We start from the raw sequence: 20,151 nt of genomic DNA, 5'->3' as shown, positions 1-20,151 counted from the left end.
CAGAACTCACACAGCAGGAATTTTCAACGGAGAGCACTCGTGGCCCAAACAAAAATCGCCGTCATTGGAGGATCGGGCATTTATGACATCGATGGTCTGGAGAATGCCGAGTGGGTCACAGTAGAAACGCCATGGGGCGATCCGTCGGATCAGATCCTGACCGGGTCGCTGGATGGGGTCGAAATGGCCTTCTTGCCGCGTCACGGTCGCGGACATGTGCACTCGCCGACCGAGGTGCCCTATCGCGCCAATATCGACGCGTTGAAACGGCTTGGCGTAACGGATGTGATCTCGGTCTCGGCCTGCGGGTCGTTCCGCGAACATATGGCGCCGGGTGATTTCGTGATCGTGGATCAGTTCATCGATCGAACATTTGCCCGTGAAAAGAGCTTTTTCGGGACTGGCTGCGTCGCCCATGTCAGTGTTGCGCATCCGACCTGCCCGCGCCTGTCGGACGCTTGCGAGACTGCTGGCAAGACGGCTGGCATCACCATCCACCGAGGTGGAACCTATCTGGCGATGGAAGGACCGCAATTCTCGTCATTGGCGGAATCCAAATTATATCGCGAACAATGGGGGTGCGACGTGATCGGCATGACCAACATGCCCGAAGCGAAACTCGCACGCGAGGCCGAGCTTTGTTATGCCTCAATTGCCATGGTCACCGACTATGACAGCTGGCACCCTGATCACGGTGAAGTCGACGTGGCCGCCATCATCGCCACGCTGACCGGCAATGCGGAAAAAGGCCGGGCATTGGTCAAAGGTCTGCCCGCTATGCTGGGGACCGACCGTGCGCCCTGCCCGCATGGCTGCGACCGGGCGCTGGAGTATGCCATCCTGACCGCGCCTGAAAAGCGCGATCCGGAATTGTTGGCCAAGCTGGATGCTGTGGCTGGGCGGGTGTTATAAACTCAGTACTGCGACAGTTTCTTTTGCACTTCGTCCCATAGGCCACGCGACCACAAATCGTTGTGGGTGCCGTCGGGGATCACGTAAATCTGCGCGGTATCAGACATCTCGGCCAGAGCTTTTCCGTGATGCAGTGGAATAGTTTCATCCTCGGTGCCGTGAAAAATCAACGTCGGCACCGAGATCTGTTCGATAAGATCACGTGTGGCGAACTGATCCCTCATCAAGGCTGAGACCGGCAGGAAAGGATAGCGTTCCGCCGCGACATCAACGGTTGCAGTGAACGGGGCCTCGAGCACCAGAAGTTCTGCATCGGGACGCTCGGCAGCCACAGCGGCGGCAATGCCGGTGCCGAGGCTCTGACCGTGCAGCACCACAGCTTTGCCCTGACCCGCCAGCCTGTCATAGAGCTGAACTCCATCAGAGATCAGCGCCAGTTCCGAGGGCTCGCCTTCGCTGCCCGGAAAGCCGCGATAGCTGGGGGCAAGCAGCCCGTAGCCCGAGTTCAGGATTTCGCGCAGCCGTTCAGCACGGTCCCCCAGATTGCCGCTTTGGCCGTGGAAGAATAGGACGGTCGGTGCATCCGGGATTGCAGCGGGTGCAGCCCAGACCGTCAGGGCAGTACCATCAGCCATTGTCAGCGACAGCGCATCAACATCCGCCAACCCCACCGAAGCCGGATCCGGTAACGTACCTTCGGGTTTGTACAGCAGAGATTGCTGGTTGAAAAACATGTATCCGAGGACGCCCGCATACAAGATCGCCCCGGCCAACAGCAGTCCTACCAAGATTCTTTTGAGGCGCTCGACACCGGATCTGGCGCGGCCGGTATCGGCCTCAGCGTGTTGGGTTTGAACCATGGCTCCCTCCTTTGGGTCGCATTGCGAGAGTGGGGTACATTGGAGGCGTTTCAAGATGCATAAGCCAAGCTTCATCCAATCTTAAACCTGTTGCGGCAATCCCAGATCGCATTGCACGCCTGAATTCCCTGCCCCATGTCCTCGGTATTTAGGCGACCCCGGCTTCGCAAATCCGAACGCCAACCCGTTGGAGCCGGTGTTTCACCACGAGAATGTGCCCGCAAAGCCTTGACCAATACGTCGTGCCAAGGCTTGGTGTGGGAAACACTCTAATAGGATACTCCATGTCCATTGAAATCTGGCTGGCCTTTGTGGCCGCTTCGACCGCGCTGCTGCTGATCCCAGGCCCGACCGTGTTGCTGGTGCTTAGCTATGCGCTGTCGAAAGGACGCAGTGTGGCGGTTGCCTCGGCCACTGGGGTCGCATTGGGGGATTTGGTGGCGATGACCGCGTCGCTGCTGGGGCTGGGGGCGCTGGTGCTGGCCTCTGCCACACTGTTTACCGTGCTGAAATGGGTTGGGGCAGCCTATCTGGTCTGGCTGGGTGTCAAACTCCTGCGCAGCGCGCCGTCGGGCGGGCTGCAAGCAATTGAAACCGAACGTGACGTGACCGCCCGCAGTGTTTTTGGCCATGCCGCTGCAGTCACCGCGCTGAACCCGAAGTCCATTGCCTTCTTCATCGCTTTCGTACCGCAATTCTTGCGTCCAGCCGAGCCTTTGGGTCCGCAATTCGCGATCCTGATCGCAACATTTGTGGGTCTCGCGGGGCTGAACGCGCTGGCCTATGCGCTGCTGGCGGACAAGTTACGCCGGATGATCGGACGCGCGAACGTCATCACGACCATGACCCGGTTCGGAGGGTTGACCCTGATAGGAATGGGCATCGCCACAGCGGTTCTGCGCCGCCCGGCGTGATTTCAGTTTTCAGCGTTTTCCTTCATGAACCCCCGGATAAACCGGCGGATTTCGCGGGCGGCAGAGGTGTCCAGATCCCTGCACAGCTCGACGAATGCATCGCGCTCATCCTTGTCGAGACGCAAAACCAACTGACTGTTTTTCTTGGTAGATTTCTTTCCATCTTTCTTGGTCACACGTACAGTCCCCGTCCTGCCCTTGATTCTAAGTGCGATGCATTGTATATACACAGCATATAATATGTAGATATCGGGCACATAACAGCAAACGTGAGATTAAAGCAATGAACCTTCATGTCGCGCAAGCCATTCTTCTTCGGGATCAACGCAACTGGCGCAAGCCGCACCTATCCTGGCTTCCGAACGCGCTGTATCGCTACTACGGCCTGCCTAACGACATGCGCGGCCGCAGCAAGTAGCCGCAGGGGCCAGAGTTCTCTTGCATGACCGCACCTTATGGGCGAAATACCCCGCGCGTGTTTGATGCCAAAGGGGTGGCCCATGTCCAGAAACAAAACGGTCAAGGATTACATTCGGACCATCGTCGATTTCCCGCATGAAGGGATCATGTTCCGCGATGTCACCACCCTGTTTGCCGACCCGCGCGGGTTCCGCATGGCAATCGACCAGATGTTGCACCCTTACGCCGGTGAGCGAATCGACAAGGTTGTGGGCCTTGAGGCGCGCGGCTTTATTCTGGGCGGTGCGATTGCCCACCAGCTGAGCGTTGGATTCGTGCCGATCCGCAAAAAGGGCAAACTGCCCGGCACCACGATCAGCCAGGACTACAAGCTGGAATATGGCGAGGCGATCGTCGAAATTCACGATGACGCCATCCAGCCGGGTGAGAAGATCCTGGTCGTTGATGATCTTCTGGCTACCGGAGGCACCGCCGCCGCGGGGATCAAGCTGATCGAACGGCTGGGCGGCGAGATCATCTCATGCGCGTTCATCATCGATCTGCCCGAATTGGGTGGTCGCAAAGCGCTGGAAGATTTGGGCATGGACGTGCACGTTCTGTGCGAGTTCGAAGGGCTCTGATCTCCACAAACTTCACAAACTCGTGACTGGAAATCGCGTGCGCCGCAGGCTTAGCGCGATTGGGGTCACATTCAAGAAACAGTTGCCTCTGGATTCTGTGATCTTGTCGCGACCTGACTGCGTACCCCGAATGATGCCACCTAAGGCATTCTCAACAAGGGAAATCATGTCATGTTGCGCAAATTCGCTGTTGCTGGAGTTGCCAGTTTTCTGTTGACCACCTCTGCTTTGGCAGACGGGCACGCCAAGGATATCGTCGATACTGCGGTGGGCGCGGGCAGTTTTGAAACGCTCGTCGCTGCCGTTCAGGCCGCCGAACTGGTTGAAACGCTGAAAGGCGAAGGGCCGTTCACCGTTTTCGCCCCAACGGATGAGGCTTTTGCAGCGCTGCCCGAGGGCACGGTCGAAAATCTTCTGAAGCCCGAAAACAAGGACCAGTTGGTCGCAGTGCTGACCTATCACGTTGTCCCGGGCAAAGTGATGTCGGGTGATCTGTCCGATGACATGACCGCCGCCACCGTGCAGGGCGGAGATATCACCATCGATCTCGACAATGGCGTCATGGTGAATGATGCCAACGTTGTGCAAGCCGATATCGAAGCCGAGAACGGCGTGATCCATGTGATCGACAAGGTCATTCTGCCCGCGTCGTAAAGAACCGCAGCGCCCCGGTATACGTCCGGGGCGCGTCTATTAGGCCAGAACCGCCCCGGGGTTCATAATCCCCTGAGGATCAAGCGCTGTTTTAATCGCCCTCATGGCCTGCAACTTGACCGGATCACCATAGCGTTCCAGATCATCTGTCTTGAGCCGACCGACACCGTGTTCGGCGCTGACCGATCCACCAAATTCTTGAACCAGATCATGTACCGCGCGTTTGACCGCGCCCCGCTGTGCGACAAACTCCGCCTTATCCTGCCCGGCAGGTGGAAACACGTTATAGTGCAGATTACCGTCGCCCAGATGTCCAAAGCAGTTCACGCGAAACGGCCCCTGCCCAGCCACCACATCCGCACCACGCCGAATGAACTCTGGAATGCGGGAAATCGGGACCGAGATATCATGGCTGGAAACTGATCCGATCAGCCGGTTGGCCTCGGGGATGCGCTCGCGCACGGCCCAGAGTTCGGACCGCTGTGCTTCGCTCTGTGCGATAACCGCATCGCGGACCAGATCGCGCTCATCAGCGGCGATATAAATCGCCTCAAGCATGTCCGAAGGGTCTTGGCCGACAGACAGGCCCAGCTCGATCAACACACTCCATTCTGGTGTTGCCGCAAAGGGTTGCCGCACGTCGGGCAAAACCTCGGTCAGGAATTCGAGTCCCTGCCCATGGATCAACTCAAACGTACTGACCGCTTCCCCCACTTGATCCCGCGCCACTGACAACAGATCAATTGCAGCCTCGGGTGAAGAGACCTGAAACATTGCGGTTCCAACGCCCCTGGGTCGCGGGAACAGCTTCAACGCCGCCGCGGTGATGATGCCAAGTGTCCCTTCGGACCCGATCATCAGGTTGCGCAAATCATAACCGGTGTTGTCCTTACGCAACCGGCTAAGCCCGTGCCAGATCTCACCACTGGGCAATACCACTTCAAGCCCCAGGCACAGATCGCGTGCATTGCCATAGCGCAGCACATTCACGCCACCCGCATTGGTGGCCAGATTGCCGCCAATCCGGCAAGAACCCTGCGCAGCCAGCGACAGGGGAAATAGACGGTCCGCGTCTTCAGCGGCAGTCTGGACGTCGGCCAGAATGGCACCGGCCTCGGCCACAAGTATGTTCTCGGTGGGGTAAGTCGCCCGTATCGCCGTCATCCGTTCCAGGGAAATGATCAAAGGGACAGGACCATCCGGAACAACCTGCCCTCCTACCAGGCCGGTGCCGCCGCCATAAGGGACAACAGGCACCCGAGCGTCTGCGGCCAATTGCACCAAAGCCGACACATCTTCCACGGTGCGCGGCAAGGCAAGCAAACCGGGCTGCCCGACAAACCGCTGACGCGGCTCTTCAAGGTAACGATCTGCAATCGGGCGCAAAACGTCAGCACCCAATCGGGCTCTGATTGCTTCGGCAAGGCGGCTGTCTGCAGGGTTCAGTTTCATGGCTCTTCCCTGCCAAAGGCCACGGGCCGCGACAAGCCCTATTCCAGCTCTATCAGGTACTGAGGCTCCAGCACCACAACCGTCGGCCTGTCGGGCAGCGTGCGCAACGAGACGACAATCTCGGACACCCCATCCCGTTCAACCGGGAATTCATCCCGAATATCCACCAAAAACCGCTGGAGCGAAAAGTCCGAGAACCAATGCATCGGGATAATGACCGAGCTTTTGAGGCGTTTCAGAACCTGAACCATCTCGGGCAAGGGCATCGTGGTGCCTCCGTCCACCGCCGCCATGACCACATCCAGCCGACCCAGTGCAGCGAATTGTTCATCCGACGGAATGTGATGCAGATGCCCCAGATGGCCGATGCACAACCCCTCGACCTCGAACACAAAGATCGAGTTTCCGCGATCTTCAATACCGCCATAGGCCGAACGGATATCGGTCGACACATTGCGAATCAGCATCTCACCCAGATCAAGATGGTGCTCGATGCCTTCGCCGAACTCGCCCCAGCCCGGCAAGACATACGGGATGGCCGGATCGGGATGGGCAGTCCAGTGGGTGCTGTGCGCATGGTTCATTGTGACCACGTCAGGAATTAGCGCAGCGCCGCCGATAAAACCGGTGAAATCGGTCACCGCGTTCAGCCCGCCCTGTGTCTGGATCAGAAACGATGCATGCGCGACATAGCTGATACGAACCGAAAACTCGGGCACGGGATCCTGCCACGCCGCTTTGTGAAGATATTCAATCCCCGGTGCCGCATCTGCGATGGCGATACAGTGACTAGGCCGCCGCTCCTGCGCCACAGCCCCGCATGCAATCATCATCAGTCCCGCAACAAACCGCCACATAGGGCAAGTGTAGCGCAATGGGCCAACAAGTCATGCCCTTGTTGATCTGGCCACGGATATCTCCAGGACAGGAGGCTTGCCATGCCTGGCGGCAGAGCCCTCTAGCCTGCCTCAGTCTTGCCCCGACGATCGGACCTTAGGCTGGCATACAGAACATGTGTTCGCCAGCGCCCATTGATCTGCAGATAAGACTGCGCCACGCCTTCGTATTTGAAGCCTGAGCTTTCCAGCAGACCGCGAGAGGCCTTGTTCTCAGGCAAACACGCGGCCTCGATCCGGCTTAAATCCAGACGGGTGAAGGCGTGATGAACAACGGCGCCAATTGCTTCGCGCATGAACCCCTGACGCGCAAAGGCCTGCCCGGTCCAATAGCCCAAGGTGCCAGCCTGCGCCGGACCACGGCGAACATTGTCCAACGTGATCGCCCCTAGCAGAATATTGTCTGTGCGACGAAACAGGAACAGAGGTATCGCCGTTCCACTCGCGACTGAGCGCTGGGCCCAATAGACCCGGTTGGTAAACGACTTTCGGCTCAGATGGTCCTTGGCCCAAACCGGCTCCCACGGCACCAGATAGTCCTTTGAAGCACGCCGCAGGGCGGTCCAGTCGTTGAAGTCGGAATGCATGGGCGGGCGCAGCGTCAAGCGCTCGGTTTCGAGTTTCAGCTTGCGTCTGCCTAACAGCATCACGCCGCACGCCTCTCCTGCAGATCCACCAGCGTCGGTGCGCCCGAGACCGGCCCATACAACGCCAGCGCTGCAGGGGCTTTGACTGCCATGTCTTCGGCAAAGGCACGCACGTCCTCGGTGCTGACCGCATCGATCTTGGCCACGGTGTCCTCAAGCGAGGGCACACGTCCCCAGATCTGCACCAGCCGCGCCAGCCGTTCGGCCCGGTTCGACGGGCTTTCCAGCCCCATCAGCATCCCGGCCTTCATCTGGGCCCGCGCGCGGGCAACCTCTTCTGCGCTCATGTCTTCGGCAGCGCGCTTCATCTCGTCGATGGTAATCGTCGCCAATTCGCCCACCTGATCGGCCGAGGTGCCTGCGTAAATCGTTGTCGTACCGGTATCCGCATAAGCACCGGTCTGAGCAAAGATCGTATAGCAAAGCCCGCGCGTCTCGCGCACTTCCTGAAACAGGCGCGAGGACATGCCTCCACCCAGAGCGGTCGAGTAAATCTGGGCCGTATAGATCGCATCATCGCGATAGCCCGGACTTTCCAGCGCCAGCGCGAAATGCGCCTGCTCCAGTTCTTTCTCCTGCCGCGCCTCACCACCAGTGAACCGCGCAGCGTCGGGGATCAGACCCTTGCGCGGCTGCAGGTGGCCGAACATCTCTTCGGCCAGTTTCATCAGCGCATCGTGGTCCACAGCTCCAGCTGCAGACAGGATCATCTGTTCCGGCCCGTAGTGTTCGGCCACGAAACCAGACAAGTCCTCGCGGGAAAACGCACTGACGCGCTCGGTCGGGCCCAGAATGGTGCGGCCAAGGGGTTGGTCGTGATAGCTCTGCTCTTGCAGCCAGTCAAAGATCACATCGTCAGGTGTGTCATAGGCCTGACCGATTTCCTGCAGGATCACGCCGCGCTCGACCTCGATCTCGCGCGGGTCGAACACCGGGTTCAGGACGATGTCGCCGATGACATCCATGGCCAGCGCCACATCGTCCTTCAATACGCGTGCATAATAGGCCGTAACTTCGCGCGAGGTATAGGCGTTGATGTACCCGCCCACATCCTCGATCGCTTCGGCAATTTGCAGCGCAGAACGCCGCTGGGTTCCCTTGAACGCCATATGCTCAAGGAAATGCGCGATACCGTTCTGCTCGATCCGCTCGTGCCGCCCACCGGCGGTTACCCAGATGCCGATGGCCGCAGATTGCAGCCCCGGCATATGTTCACTGACGACACGAAATCCGTTCTTCAGTTGGTCCTGTCTGACTGTCACTCAGCAATATGCCTTCTGATATGATCCTCAAGGGCACCCAGATCGTTCGCAACGCGGGTCACCCGTTCCGGACGTTCATACAGATCAGACATGCGGGATGGAAGAGGCGGATGTTCGCCGCTTGCCTTCTCGACCGCCGCCGGGAACTTCGCGGGATGCGCGGTTGCGAGCGTGATCATGGGCACATCGGCAGCGCGGTGGTCTTCAGCCACTTTGATCCCAACGGCGGTGTGCGGACAAACCAACTCGGCGCTGTGGACCATCGTGCGCCTGATCGTCTCAAGCGTCTCGTCCTCAGAAACGCGGCCCGAGTCAAAGCTTTCTCGCAGAGCCTCCATCGCGCCTTGGCTGACATTGAAACCTCCGCTCTTGAGTTCGTCCATCAACTGAGCGACTGCGCCGCCATCTTCGCCATAGGCGTAGTACAGTGCGCGCTCAAAGTTCGAGCTAACCTGAATATCCATTGAAGGGCTGATTGAGGGGATTGTATCGCCCTTGAAATATCCCTCGCCGGAGAGACAGCGATGCAGAATATCGTTCTGGTTGGTCGCCACCACCAGACGATCGATGGGCAGCCCCATGCGTTTGGCCAGATAGCCTGCGAAGATATCGCCGAAATTCCCTGTCGGCACGGTGAAGCTGACCTTGCGATGTGGCGCGCCGAGGCTGACGGCGGCGGAGAAATAGTAAACGATCTGTGCCAACACGCGGGCGAAGTTGATCGAATTGACGCCTGCAAGTTTTACACCGTCGCGGAAATCAAAGTCGTTGAACATGTCTTTGAGCGCGGCCTGACAGTCATCGAAATCGCCGTCTACCGCCAAAGCGTGCACATTACTGTCTGCTGGCGTAGTCATCTGACGGCGCTGCACTTCTGAAACACGGCCATGTGGGAACAGGATGAACACATCCACCGCGTCCAGCCCACGGAACGCCTCGATGGCGGCAGAACCGGTGTCCCCGCTCGTCGCGCCGACAATGGTCACGCGATCTTCGCGCCGTTTGAGCGCGACCTGGAACAGCTGGCCGATTAGCTGCATGGCGAAATCTTTGAAGGCCAGCGTGGGGCCGTGAAACAGCTCCAGCAGAAAATGGTTCTCGTTCAGCTGCTTCAAGGGCGCGCGGGCGTCATGGCCGAAGCCCTCATAAGCGCGCGCTATGATCTTTTTGAACTCATCATCAGAGAACGAGCCGCTCACATAAGGCCACATCACGCGGAATGCGATTTCTTCATAGGACAGGCCAGCCAACGCAGCAATTTCGTCCTGCGACATCACCGGAATTTCAGCGGGCAAGTACAGACCACCATCACGGGCCAGTCCGGTCAGCATCGCCTCTTCAAAGGTCAGTTCGGGCGCCTGCCCGCGGGTCGAGATGTATTTCATGTCGCGTCACTTTCGGAATTGGCACGGCTGCGCCACAGGAAGTATCCGGTCATTGCGGCCCAGACCAGAGCAAGACCAAACCAGATGATTGCATATTGCAAATGATCGTTGGGGATGCCCGCCGTATCCACCGGCATTGGCGTTACATTCGGATCGGTTTCCGAGCGGGCAATTAGCAACACCGGCTCAGCCCCCAGCGCGGCGGCCAGATTGGGCACATCACGGGCGAACCAGATGTTGCCGCCAATATCTGCGTCAGGCGTGTAGCCATCGACTTCATCGGGCCAGTGCAGGTTGCCGGTGATTTCCATCGGGCCAGTCAGGCGAACAGCCTGCTTGGCTGTGGTCGGCACAAAGCCGCGATCCACCAGAATAGTCCGGTCGTCGGTGGTAAAGGACTGGATGATCCGATACCCCGGCCCCACCTGCTTGACCGAAACCAAAACGTGGATCTCGCCCGGTTCGATCTCGCCTGCGACCGTCACCGGAAGGTATTTGTCCACATCCTCGGAGACTTGCTCTGGCAAGGCGACAGGATCGGCAGCGATGCGGCTTTCGATCTCGGCCAGCACCTCCTGTTTCCAGGTCAGCCGCTGCAGTTGCCAAATGCCCAGCGACAGCAGCAGGCCCAGACCGGCAAAGCCGAAGATCAGCAGAAACAGAATGCGACGCATATTGGGATCAGACCTTGTTGCGGGAACCGGCGCCTTGTTAAGGGGCACGTGAACCGAAGTGCAACCATGTAATTGTATGGGGCGCAATCTTGCGCCCCTGATTGAGAAAAAGCCGCCCCGTGGGGCGGCTTTTGCAATTGGATCACCTGCGTGGCGTTACATCAGCGGGGCCTGACCCCAGATGTAGACGGCGAAAAACAGGAACAGCCAGACGACGTCAACGAAGTGCCAATACCATGCGGCAGCCTCAAACCCGACGTGTTTCTCGGGCGTAAAGTCCCCCTTCAGGGCGCGGATCAGACAGACCGACAGGAAGATGGTGCCGATAATCACATGCGCGCCGTGGAAACCGGTTGCCATGAAGAAGTTCGAATAGAACTGATCGCCACCGAACTCCCAACCCTCATGGGCCAGTAACTCATAGTATTCAAACGCCTGAAGCGCAGTAAAGGCGATGCCCAGAACGATACCAATGGCCAGACCATTGATCAGCGCCTTGCGGTCATTGTCATGAACAAGCGCGTGGTGGGCCCAAGTAATCGCACAACCTGACAGCAACAGGACCAAAGTGTTGATCAGTGGCAGGTGGAACGGATCAACGGCGTGGATATCCGGCTGGATGTATTCAGTACCGGCATAGTCGTACATCGGATACATGCGATGTTTGAAGAACGACCAGAACCAGGCGAAGAAGAACATCACCTCGGACATCACGAACAGGATAAAGCCATAGCGCAGGCCGATACGCACGACCGGCGTATGATCGCCCTGACGGCTTTCGACCACGACTTCGGACCACCATGCAAACATGGTATAAAGAACCCCGACCAGCCCCATCCAGAAGATCCACGGGGTAATCCCGTGCATCCAAAGAACGGCCCCGAACAGCATCACAAATCCGCTTACCGCGCCGATCAGTGGCCAGATTGACGGGTTCAGAATGTGGTAATCATGGTCTTTTGCGTGTGCCATCAGCGTCCCTCACCTACAGGCGTTAGTTCTTGTTTGTTTCAGCCTGCACATCAAGGGCGGCATAGCCCTCGGGCAGATCAATCTCATAGAATGTATACGACAGCGTGATCGTATGCACATATTTTGCTTCGGGATCTTCGATCAGTTCGGGATCGACGAAGAACGTAACGGGCATCTCGACTCGCTCACCCGGCTCCAACACCTGTTCATCGAAGCAGAAACAGGCGATTTTCTGAAAATACCCCCCGGCGGAATAGGGCGCCACGTTGTAGGACGCCTGCCCTGCGACGGGCTTGTCGGTTGGGTTGTACGCTTCGTAGAACGCCAGACCTGTCTCACCGATACGTATTTTCATCTCGCGTTCGACGGGCTTGAATTCCCACGGCATACCCTTGGCCTTGGAGGCATCAAATCGGACCGTCACCACTTGGTCGAGAATGTCATCAGGGGCTTTCTCGGCAACCCCCGTGGTCCCTCCATACCCCGTGACCCGGCAGAACCAATTATAAAACGGCACCGCTGCCCATGCCAAACCGCCCATAAGGACGACGACGCCGACCAGTTGCGCGACCGTTTTCTGTGGCCCCGTCAACTTCATCAGTTCTGCACCTGCTGCGTCGCCAGACTAAAATCTGTGTTCGAGACCTTGACGACTGTCAGGCCGAAGATGATCACGATGAACGCGGCCAGTGTCAGGCCGACGCCCAGATTGCGGCTGAACCGTCTTTGGTGAAGTTCGTGAGTTTTGCGCAGGCTCATGACCAGCCTCCTAATCCGTAAGGTTTCAACAGGGCCTCGACGAGAATCGCGCCGAAATGCAGAAACAGGTACAGCAGCGACAGTTTGAAGAAACTGCGTTCGACCTTGAAGTTGTCGGCCTCCGAATCGTCTTCGTTTCGACGAGAAATCTGCCAGGCCCCCCGCAGAAACAAGCCATTCAGAACCAGCGCAACAACTAGATAAATCGGGCCTCCGATATCCGAGAACGCAGTCCCCACCGCCAGCAACGCCAGCAACGCGGTATAAACCAGAATATGCCAGCGCGTCGCGCGTCGACCATGGGTGACGGTCAACATCGGCACCCCGGCATCGTCATAGTCCGAGCGCATGAACAAGGCCAACGCCCAGAAATGCGGAGGTGTCCACATGAATGTCAGGGCAAACATCAACCACGGTTCGAGCGTCATCGAGCCAGTGGCCGCGACCCATCCGATGACCGGCGGGAACGCTCCCGCGGCACCACCAATGACGATGTTCTGAGGCGTCGAGCGTTTCAGCCACATCGTGTAGACGACAACATAGAAGAAAATAGTGAAGGCCAGAAACGCCCCTGCAAACCAGTTGGTTGCCAAACCCAGCATAATCACGGACAGGCCAGACAGAGCCAGACCCAGCGCCAATGCCTCGCCTTCTTCAACTTTGCCAGAGGGGATTGGACGGCCTTTGGTGCGCTTCATCACGCGGTCGATATCCGCGTCCCACCACATGTTCAGCGCGCCGGATGCACCGCCACCAATAGCGATGAACAGGATGGCGCAGAAGCCAACAAATGGATGTATCGGAACCGGAGCCGCAAGCAGTCCGACCAAAGCCGTGAATACGACCAGCGACATCACGCGCGGCTTCAGCAGGGCGAAATAATCGCCAAAGCTGGCCTCGTCCGCGCGGGTCTGCGCAGAGACGGTGCTGGCATTGAAGCTTGCGTCGCTCATATCCGGTCCTTTTCGGGGCAAAAGCTGCGCGATTTCCGCGCAGCTCGCATGTGTTTATCTAGGCCGCAAAGGGCTTAGTTCGAGGCCACTTGGTAGGAAGCAGGCTGACCTGCATATTCTTCAAGCGCGCCCTGCAGCCACTGTTCATATGCCTCTTCGCTGACCACTTTGACAGTGATTGGCATATAGGCATGGTCTTTACCGCACAGCTCAGAACACTGTCCGAAATAGACGCCTTCCTTGTCTGCTTCGAACCACAGTTCGGCCAGACGACCAGGAACGCCGTCCTGCTTCACGCCGAACGAAGGAATGGTCCAGGAATGGATCACGTCCGATGCAGTAACCTGCATCACGACAATCTTGCCGACCGGAACAACGACCGCGGTGTCGGTGGCGAGCAGCCATTCGTCTTCGCCATAGCCTGCATCGGCCAGCTTCGCCCGCATCGCATCGTCCAGAACAAACGGTGTTACGTCGGCATCCGCCGGGCGCGCGCCCTCGTCGAGGGTGGCCGGGTGGCCCAGAAGATAGCTATCGAAGGCAAAGTCATGATCGACATATTCGTAGGTCCAGTACCACTGGTTCCCCACGACTTTGATGGTGATGTCGCCTTCGGGAATCTCTTGTTGCTTGAAAAGAACCGGCAGCGAGAAAGCCCCGATGAAGACCAGAATCAGGATCGGGCCCAAAGTCCAGGCAATCTCAACCGGAGTGTAATGCGAGAACCGAGCCGGGTTCGGGTTTACGCGCTGGTTGTAGCGTACGATGCAGTAAACCAGCAGACCCGCAACAAACACACAGATCGCGGTGATGATCACCAGAATCATGTTGTCCAGCGACTGAATCCCTTCGGCAAGGCTGGTGGCAGCAGGCTGGAACCCCATGCCGCCGTCAACCGGCTTGCCAATAATCTCAAGCTCCTGAGCCATGGCGGGAAGGCTGGAGAGGGCCGTAGCAAGCCCGGAAAGCATCAAAGCATTCTTCATTTTCTGTCCTGATCGTTTGATCTTTGCGTCTCTCGCGAAAAGGTGTGAATCGGTCGCACCTCTCCCGTTGTCTTTGGCCGCGTTAAAAACCATATTCCGTCGGGTAGATAAAGCAAAATGCTTGCGTCAAACAGACGCTATTTTTGATCTGGATCAAACCCGAAAGGTCACAACTGATGACTCAGGCCCCGTTTCGCCCGTTTGAAAGCGTTCTTCCGAAGGATGAAGCGCTTGCTGTACTGAAGGCTGCAACTGATGGCGCCGAGGATGGGGAACTGTTCGTAGAACGGCGCAAATCCGAATCTTTGGTGTTTGATGACGGTCGATTACGCACGGCCTCTTACGACGCTTCCGAGGGATTCGGTCTTCGCGCGGTGCAGGGTGAAGTGGCTGGATACGCGCATTCAACGGATGTTTCGATTCCCTCTCTGAAGCGTGCAGCCGAAACCGCGCGGTTGGCGGTCGGCGATGGTGGTGGGACGCTGGCCGGGCCACCACGTGCCACCAATACCAGGTTATATACCGATGAAGACCCGATCGAATCCGCCGCCTTCCCGGTCAAAATCGAGACACTGCGCGAGATAGACGCTTTTACCCGTGATCTGGATTCCCGGGTTGTGCAAGTCAGCGCCACGATTGCCGCTGCAGTGCAGGAGGTCGAGATTCTTCGCCCCGATGGTGTGCAGGTGCGCGATATACGCCCGATGACCCGCCTGAACATCTCGGTTATCGTAGAACAGAACGGCAGGCGCGAAAGCGGCTCTGCCGGAGGTGGCGGACGTGTTGGGCTGGATGGCTTGATCGATCCCTCAGACTGGCAAGATAAGGCGCGTGAGGCTCTGCGGATCGCGATGGTCAATCTGGATGCCGTCCCTGCACCTGCCGGCGTGATGGAAGTCGCGTTGGGCCCCGGATGGCCCGGTATTCTGTTGCACGAGGCCATCGGCCACGGGCTTGAAGGTGATTTCAACCGCAAGGGCAGTTCCGCTTTTGCCGGGCTGATGGGGCAGCAGATCGCTTCGAAAGGTGTAACAGTCGTGGATGATGGGACGATTGCAGACCGACGCGGTTCGATATCAATGGATGACGAGGGTACACCCAGTTCGCGTACAGTTCTGATCGAGGATGGAATCCTCACCGGATATATGCAGGACCGCCAGAACGCACGCCTGATGGGCGTTGCTCCAACCGGGAACGGCCGGCGTCAAAGCTATGCCCATAAACCGATGCCGCGCATGACCAACACGATCATGTTGGGTGGCGATGCCGATCCGGCCTCGTTGGTGGCAGATATCAAAAACGGCATCTGGGCTGTGGGCTTCGGCGGTGGCCAGGTCGACATCACCAACGGCAAGTTCGTGTTCTCCTGCACCGAGGCATATCGTGTCGAGAACGGGAAGATCGGCGCTCCGGTCAAAGGCGCGACGCTGATTGGCGACGGCCCCTCGGCGCTAAAACGCATTCGGGGACTGGGCAATGACATGGCGCTGGATCCCGGCATGGGCACATGTGGCAAGGATGGGCAATGGGTGCCGGTCGGTGTCGGCCAACCTACCGTTTTGATGGATGGGCTGACTGTGGGCGGCTCTGCCACCTGAGTCGGCCCAAAATGAGAATCGAGGCGCGAAGGGTTAACACACTACCCTTCGCGTCAAATCAAAAACTCATCCATGGATATGTGAGCCAAGATAATTCGCACGAATTTTCCTTCTTTCTTTCAATGACATAATCATCTCTCCGAGGGATGGGTTCGAAAAATACTGATCTAATTTTCTAAGATTCACAGGCTGTTAACCCGCTGCACCGTAAACCAGTTTTGCAATCAGGCGGAGCATCGGATGACCGAAGAGCAGCTTTCTTCCAATCACCCCCCACTCCCACCCACCACGGAAGAGGACCGGTTTTCCTGGCTCCGTCTGTTGCGCTCACGCAAAGTAGGGCCGGCAACATTCCGGCGCTTATTGCGCGAACATGGCTCGGCGCAGAACGCGCTGGCCGCGTTGCCGGAAATGGCGCGCGCTGCCGGGATCGAGGATTATGAAATCTGCCCGCCCGGCGTAATTGAGGCGGAGCTCAAGGCCGCAAAGGTCGCCAAAGCGCGGCTTTTGTGCCTTGGGGCCGCCGATTACCCTTACGCGTTATGTGACCTTTCGGATGCGCCCCCGATGCTTTGGGCAATCGGCGATCCGTCGATCTTGAAACGCCGGGCAATTGCCATGGTCGGGGCACGGAACTGTTCTTCGCTGGGCGCGCGCATGGCGCGGGCGTTGGCGACGGATCTGGGTAAGCAAGACTATGTCGTGGTCTCGGGGCTTGCCCGCGGCATTGACACCTCGGCGCACCTCGCCACGTTGGCGACCGGTACTGTGGCAGTGTTAGCAGGTGGGGTAGATGTGATTTATCCGGCCGAAAATGCCGATCTTGCGCGAGATATCGCAGAAACCGGTCTTCGCCTGTCTGAACAACCGATGGGCACAACACCTCAGGCACGACATTTTCCGCGCCGCAATCGCATTATCTCGGGTCTGGCGCAGGCAGTGGTCGTTGTCGAGGCCGCGGCGAAATCCGGCAGCTTGATCACCGCGCGGGACGCCCTGGACCAAGGGCGCGAGGTTCTGGCCGTGCCCGGCCATCCCTTTGACGCTCGTGCCGCAGGATGCAATCTGCTGATCCGAGACGGGGCTATACTCGTCCGCAATGCAGAAGACGTGATTGATGCTTTGCCCAAGCAACAGCTACAATCTTCTGCCCAACAAATCCTACCCCTTGGAACCGACGCAGACTCAGCCGAATTCACGCCCCAAGCCTTGCACGAGGCGATTCTGACTCGACTTGGCCCATCTCCGATCGCGGAAGACCAGTTGATCCGGGACATCGCTGCATCTGCGGGCGAAGTCGGCCCTGTGTTGGTCGATCTGGAGCTTGAGGGCAAGATTCAGCGGCAACCAGGCGGCCTTCTGTCACTTTGCGCCTAAGCTATCGAACGGATTCGACACCGGATTCCGCGAGCGGTGCGGCCAGAACCGGCTTGAATTCAGAGTATTTTTAGTAGTGAAAACGAACGCATTGACAATTCGATCTTGCCCCACACATTTTGCACGGTCATACAAAGCGCAAAATCCGTCGAGCGAGGATTCCTCTTAAATGCCCGTAGTTGTTGTAGAATCTCCGGCCAAAGCAAAAACGATCAATAAATATCTTGGCCCCGACTACACCGTTTTGGCCTCATATGGCCATGTGCGGGACCTGCCGCCGAAGGATGGGTCGGTCGATCCCGAGCATGAATTTTCAATGAAATGGGAGGTCGGCAATGACAGCCGTAAGCATGTCAAGGCGATCGCCGACGCTCTGAAAGAAGACAACGCACTGATCCTCGCGACCGACCCTGATCGAGAAGGCGAGGCAATCAGCTGGCACCTCCAAGAAGCGCTGACCAAGCGGCGTTCGATCAAGAAGGACACGCCAGTCAGCCGTGTGACGTTCAACGCGATCACCAAGGACGCCGTGACCGAGGCGATGCAGAACCCGCGTGAGGTCGATATGCCGCTGGTCGAGGCTTACCTGGCCCGCCGCGCGTTGGACTATCTGGTAGGGTTCAACCTGTCACCCGTTCTGTGGCGCAAGTTGCCGGGTGCCCGTTCAGCGGGGCGCGTGCAATCGGTCTGCCTGCGCCTCATCGTTGAACGCGAGATGGAGATCGAAGCCTTCAAGCCGGTCGAATACTGGTCGGTCAAAGCTGTGTTCGAGACGCCTCGGGGCCAGACCTACGAGGCGCGTCTGGTCACGCTGGCAGGCAAGAAACTGGACAAGCACGATCTGGCCAACGCAACGCAAGCCGAACTGGCGGTTCAGGCGATCACCAGCCGTGATCTGAGCGTGACATCGGTCGAGGCCAAGCCTGCCGCGCGCAACCCCTCTGCCCCGTTCATGACGTCGACCTTGCAGCAAGAAGCCAGCCGCAAGTTCGGCATGGGTGCACGCCATGCGATGCAGGTGGCCCAGCGACTGTATGAGGCCGGATACATTACCTACATGCGAACCGACGGCATCGACATGGCCCCCGAGGCCGTGGCGGCAGCGCGCGATGTAATCGCCGACCGTTATGGTGCGGAATACGTGCCAGACAGCCCGCGCATGTACAAAAACAAGGCCAAAAACGCTCAGGAAGCACACGAGTGTATTCGCCCGACAGATATGTCGCGCGATGCCAAGGCGCTGAAGGTGACCGATGAGGATCAGCGCAAGCTTTATGATCTGATCTGGAAACGCACCATTGCCTGTCAGATGGCCGCCGCGCGGCTGGAGCGCACGACGGTCGAAATCACCAGCACCGACGGTCAGGTCGGCCTGCGCGCCACAGGTCAGGTGGTGCTGTTCGATGGTTTCATGCGCGTCTACGAAGAGGGCCGCGATGACGTGGTCGACGATGACGACAAGCGCCTGCCGCAGATCATGCAGGGCGATCCAGCCCGTTTTGCCAAGACATCGCTGCGCGATCAGTTTGCGAAGGCAACTGGTGAATCGGAAAAAGCCGCCATTCTGGCTGAGAACGAGTCTGTTCTGGCGGTGCAGCACCACACTCAGCCACCGCCACGCTATACCGAGGCCACGCTGGTCAAACGGATGGAAGAGCTGGGGATCGGTCGTCCTTCGACCTATGCCTCAATCGTGACCACGATTCAGGACCGCGAATATGTGCGCAAAGACAAGAACCGGCTGATCCCCGAAGAAAAGGGCCGGATCGTCACGATCTTCCTGCTGAATTTCTTCCGTCAATATGTGGGCTACGAGTTCACTGCCAATCTTGAAGAAGAGCTCGATGACGTCAGCGCAGGCGATCGCGATTACAAGGATTTGCTGGGCAAGTTCTGGCGCGATTTCTCAGCCGCGATTGGCGAAACGTCCGAGCTGCGTATCTCGGAAGTGCTGGACAAGCTGGACGAGGCTTTGGCGCCCCAGCTGTATCCTCCGCGTGAAGATGGCTCGGACCCGCGCATCTGTCCGAAATGCGGTGTGGGGCAGTTGCACCTGAAAACTTCGCGTACCGGTGGGTTCGTGGGCTGCGGCAACTATCCGGAATGCACCTATACCCGCCCCATTGCGGGCGAAGGCGCGGAAGGTGACGAACGCTTGCTGGGCGAAGATGGGGGCGATGAGATCTGGCTGAAATCCGGTCGATTTGGGCCATATGTCCAGCGCGGAGAGCCCACGCCTGAGAACAAGAAGCCTCCTCGTGCGTCCCTGCCCCGTGGCTGGAGCAAAGACGACATGGATCTGGAGAAAGCGCTGACTCTTCTGTCCTTGCCCCGTCAGATCGGCGAGCACCCCGAAGGCGGCATGATCAGTTCGAACTTTGGTCGCTTTGGACCTTATCTAATGCATCAGTTGGCCGACGAGGCAAAGCCTGTCTACGCCAACCTCAAAGACCCGAACGATGTGTTTGAGATCGGCATGAACCGCGCCGTCGAACTGTTGGCCGAAAAACGCGCCAATCCAGGTCGCGGACGTCGGGCGGCCGCGAAGCCGCTGAAAGAGCTGGGCGACCATCCCGATGGCGGCGCGATGCAGGTACTGGACGGGCGCTATGGACCGTATGTGAAATGGGAAAAGGTCAACGCGACGATCCCCAAAGACATCAAGCCCGAGGATGTGACCCAGGAAATGGCCATCGAACTGGTCAATGAACGCGCGGCCAAGAAAGGCACAAAGAAAAAGGCAGCCCCCAAGAAGAAAGCTGCTGCCAAGAAGACCACCAAGAAAGCAAGTTAGGTAGAAATACCACCTG

At 58.2% G+C, this 20,151-nt stretch carries 21 protein-coding genes; 8 read left to right on the top strand and 13 right to left on the bottom strand.

Translation table 11 applies throughout. The features are described 5' to 3' along the window. Window positions 1-39 precede the first annotated feature (39 nt). Window positions 40-912 carry an S-methyl-5'-thioadenosine phosphorylase gene (locus ACR0CZ_RS16835; protein ID WP_170397295.1) on the top strand — a complete coding sequence of 291 codons (873 nt, stop codon included), beginning with the start codon at window positions 40-42 and terminating at the stop codon, window positions 910-912. A 2-nt stretch (window positions 913-914) separates the two neighbouring features. Here the strand turns inward: ACR0CZ_RS16835 and ACR0CZ_RS16830 are convergent, their stop codons facing one another. After that, the gene (locus tag ACR0CZ_RS16830) at window positions 915-1,772 is read right to left on the bottom strand and encodes an alpha/beta hydrolase (protein ID WP_170397297.1); all 858 of its coding nucleotides are present in this window, start codon (window positions 1,770-1,772) and stop codon (window positions 915-917) included. Between the two features lie 284 nt (window positions 1,773-2,056). On the opposite strand from ACR0CZ_RS16830, the gene ACR0CZ_RS16825 reads away from it, so the two are divergent. Further along, the gene (locus ACR0CZ_RS16825) at window positions 2,057-2,686 is read left to right on the top strand and encodes a LysE family translocator (RefSeq protein WP_170397298.1); all 630 of its coding nucleotides are present in this window, start codon (window positions 2,057-2,059) and stop codon (window positions 2,684-2,686) included. Between the two features lie 2 nt (window positions 2,687-2,688). Here the strand turns inward: ACR0CZ_RS16825 and ACR0CZ_RS16820 are convergent, their stop codons facing one another. Then, window positions 2,689-2,862: a hypothetical protein gene (locus ACR0CZ_RS16820; RefSeq protein ID WP_170397300.1), complete on the bottom strand. Its 174-nt coding sequence runs from the start codon at window positions 2,860-2,862 to the stop codon at window positions 2,689-2,691. A 107-nt stretch (window positions 2,863-2,969) separates the two neighbouring features. Between ACR0CZ_RS16820 and ACR0CZ_RS16815 the strand changes: the two genes are divergently transcribed. The 3 genes from ACR0CZ_RS16815 (at window position 2,970) to ACR0CZ_RS16805 (ending at window position 4,380) form a co-directional block, all read left to right on the top strand. Continuing rightward, entirely contained in the window at window positions 2,970-3,104 is a 135-nt protein-coding gene (locus tag ACR0CZ_RS16815) for a hypothetical protein (RefSeq protein ID WP_480544631.1), read from the top strand. An 82-nt stretch (window positions 3,105-3,186) separates the two neighbouring features. After that, window positions 3,187-3,726: an adenine phosphoribosyltransferase gene (locus tag ACR0CZ_RS16810; RefSeq protein ID WP_010441681.1), complete on the top strand. Its 540-nt coding sequence runs from the start codon at window positions 3,187-3,189 to the stop codon at window positions 3,724-3,726. A 171-nt stretch (window positions 3,727-3,897) separates the two neighbouring features. Beyond that, window positions 3,898-4,380, top strand: coding sequence for a fasciclin domain-containing protein (locus tag ACR0CZ_RS16805; RefSeq protein ID WP_170397302.1), 483 nt, complete (start codon window positions 3,898-3,900; stop codon window positions 4,378-4,380). A 39-nt stretch (window positions 4,381-4,419) separates the two neighbouring features. Here the strand turns inward: ACR0CZ_RS16805 and ACR0CZ_RS16800 are convergent, their stop codons facing one another. The 11 genes from ACR0CZ_RS16800 to coxB form a co-directional block, all read right to left on the bottom strand. Further along, window positions 4,420-5,832 (bottom strand): FAD-binding oxidoreductase, encoded by a 1,413-nt coding sequence (locus ACR0CZ_RS16800; protein ID WP_170466139.1) that lies wholly within the window; start codon window positions 5,830-5,832, stop codon window positions 4,420-4,422. A 38-nt stretch (window positions 5,833-5,870) separates the two neighbouring features. Then, a complete protein-coding gene (locus tag ACR0CZ_RS16795; protein WP_480503856.1) occupies window positions 5,871-6,662 on the bottom strand; it encodes an MBL fold metallo-hydrolase in 792 nt (263 codons plus the stop codon). A gap of 128 nt (window positions 6,663-6,790) precedes the next feature. Beyond that, window positions 6,791-7,375 carry a GNAT family N-acetyltransferase gene (locus ACR0CZ_RS16790; RefSeq protein WP_170397308.1) on the bottom strand — a complete coding sequence of 195 codons (585 nt, stop codon included), beginning with the start codon at window positions 7,373-7,375 and terminating at the stop codon, window positions 6,791-6,793. Beyond that, window positions 7,375-8,637, bottom strand: a complete 1,263-nt coding sequence (locus ACR0CZ_RS16785) for a M16 family metallopeptidase (RefSeq protein ID WP_170397310.1) — start codon at window positions 8,635-8,637, stop codon at window positions 7,375-7,377. The genes ACR0CZ_RS16790 and ACR0CZ_RS16785 overlap by 1 nt, the downstream gene beginning before the upstream one ends. Further along, window positions 8,634-10,022: a threonine synthase gene (gene thrC / locus ACR0CZ_RS16780; protein ID WP_170397312.1), complete on the bottom strand. Its 1,389-nt coding sequence runs from the start codon at window positions 10,020-10,022 to the stop codon at window positions 8,634-8,636. Before thrC ends, ACR0CZ_RS16785 begins: the two co-directional genes overlap by 4 nt. Continuing rightward, the gene (locus ACR0CZ_RS16775; protein WP_170397314.1) at window positions 10,019-10,696 is read right to left on the bottom strand and encodes an SURF1 family protein; all 678 of its coding nucleotides are present in this window, start codon (window positions 10,694-10,696) and stop codon (window positions 10,019-10,021) included. The genes thrC and ACR0CZ_RS16775 overlap by 4 nt, the downstream gene beginning before the upstream one ends. A 156-nt stretch (window positions 10,697-10,852) precedes the next feature. Beyond that, on the bottom strand, window positions 10,853-11,668 hold the full coding sequence (locus ACR0CZ_RS16770; protein WP_170397316.1) for a cytochrome c oxidase subunit 3: 816 nt from the start codon (window positions 11,666-11,668) through the stop codon (window positions 10,853-10,855). 22 nt (window positions 11,669-11,690) lie between these two features. Then, on the bottom strand, window positions 11,691-12,266 hold the full coding sequence (locus tag ACR0CZ_RS16765; RefSeq protein WP_170397318.1) for a cytochrome c oxidase assembly protein: 576 nt from the start codon (window positions 12,264-12,266) through the stop codon (window positions 11,691-11,693). Beyond that, a complete protein-coding gene (locus tag ACR0CZ_RS16760) occupies window positions 12,266-12,427 on the bottom strand; it encodes a hypothetical protein (protein WP_170397320.1) in 162 nt (53 codons plus the stop codon). The genes ACR0CZ_RS16765 and ACR0CZ_RS16760 overlap by 1 nt, the downstream gene beginning before the upstream one ends. Then, a complete protein-coding gene (gene cyoE, locus ACR0CZ_RS16755) occupies window positions 12,424-13,380 on the bottom strand; it encodes a heme o synthase (RefSeq protein WP_170397322.1) in 957 nt (318 codons plus the stop codon). Before cyoE ends, ACR0CZ_RS16760 begins: the two co-directional genes overlap by 4 nt. Before the next feature lie 74 nt (window positions 13,381-13,454). Beyond that, window positions 13,455-14,366 (bottom strand): cytochrome c oxidase subunit II, encoded by a 912-nt coding sequence (gene coxB, locus ACR0CZ_RS16750; protein WP_170397324.1) that lies wholly within the window; start codon window positions 14,364-14,366, stop codon window positions 13,455-13,457. Between the two features lie 176 nt (window positions 14,367-14,542). On the opposite strand from coxB, the gene tldD reads away from it, so the two are divergent. From tldD to topA, 3 genes are all read left to right on the top strand, one after another. Then, window positions 14,543-15,964: a metalloprotease TldD gene (tldD, locus tag ACR0CZ_RS16745; protein WP_170466154.1), complete on the top strand. Its 1,422-nt coding sequence runs from the start codon at window positions 14,543-14,545 to the stop codon at window positions 15,962-15,964. A 240-nt stretch (window positions 15,965-16,204) separates the two neighbouring features. After that, complete coding sequence (gene dprA / locus ACR0CZ_RS16740; RefSeq protein ID WP_170397328.1) at window positions 16,205-17,341, top strand: DNA-processing protein DprA; 1,137 nt, start codon at window positions 16,205-16,207, stop codon at window positions 17,339-17,341. Window positions 17,342-17,510: 169 nt separating this feature from the next. Next, a complete protein-coding gene (gene topA, locus ACR0CZ_RS16735) occupies window positions 17,511-20,135 on the top strand; it encodes a type I DNA topoisomerase (RefSeq protein ID WP_170397330.1) in 2,625 nt (874 codons plus the stop codon). Window positions 20,136-20,151: the final 16 nt, after the last annotated feature.

The organism is Ruegeria sp. H9 (assembly GCF_056532915.1).
The sequence above is the reverse complement of the archived record's forward strand: the minus strand, read 5'-3'. Positions and strand labels throughout refer to the sequence as shown.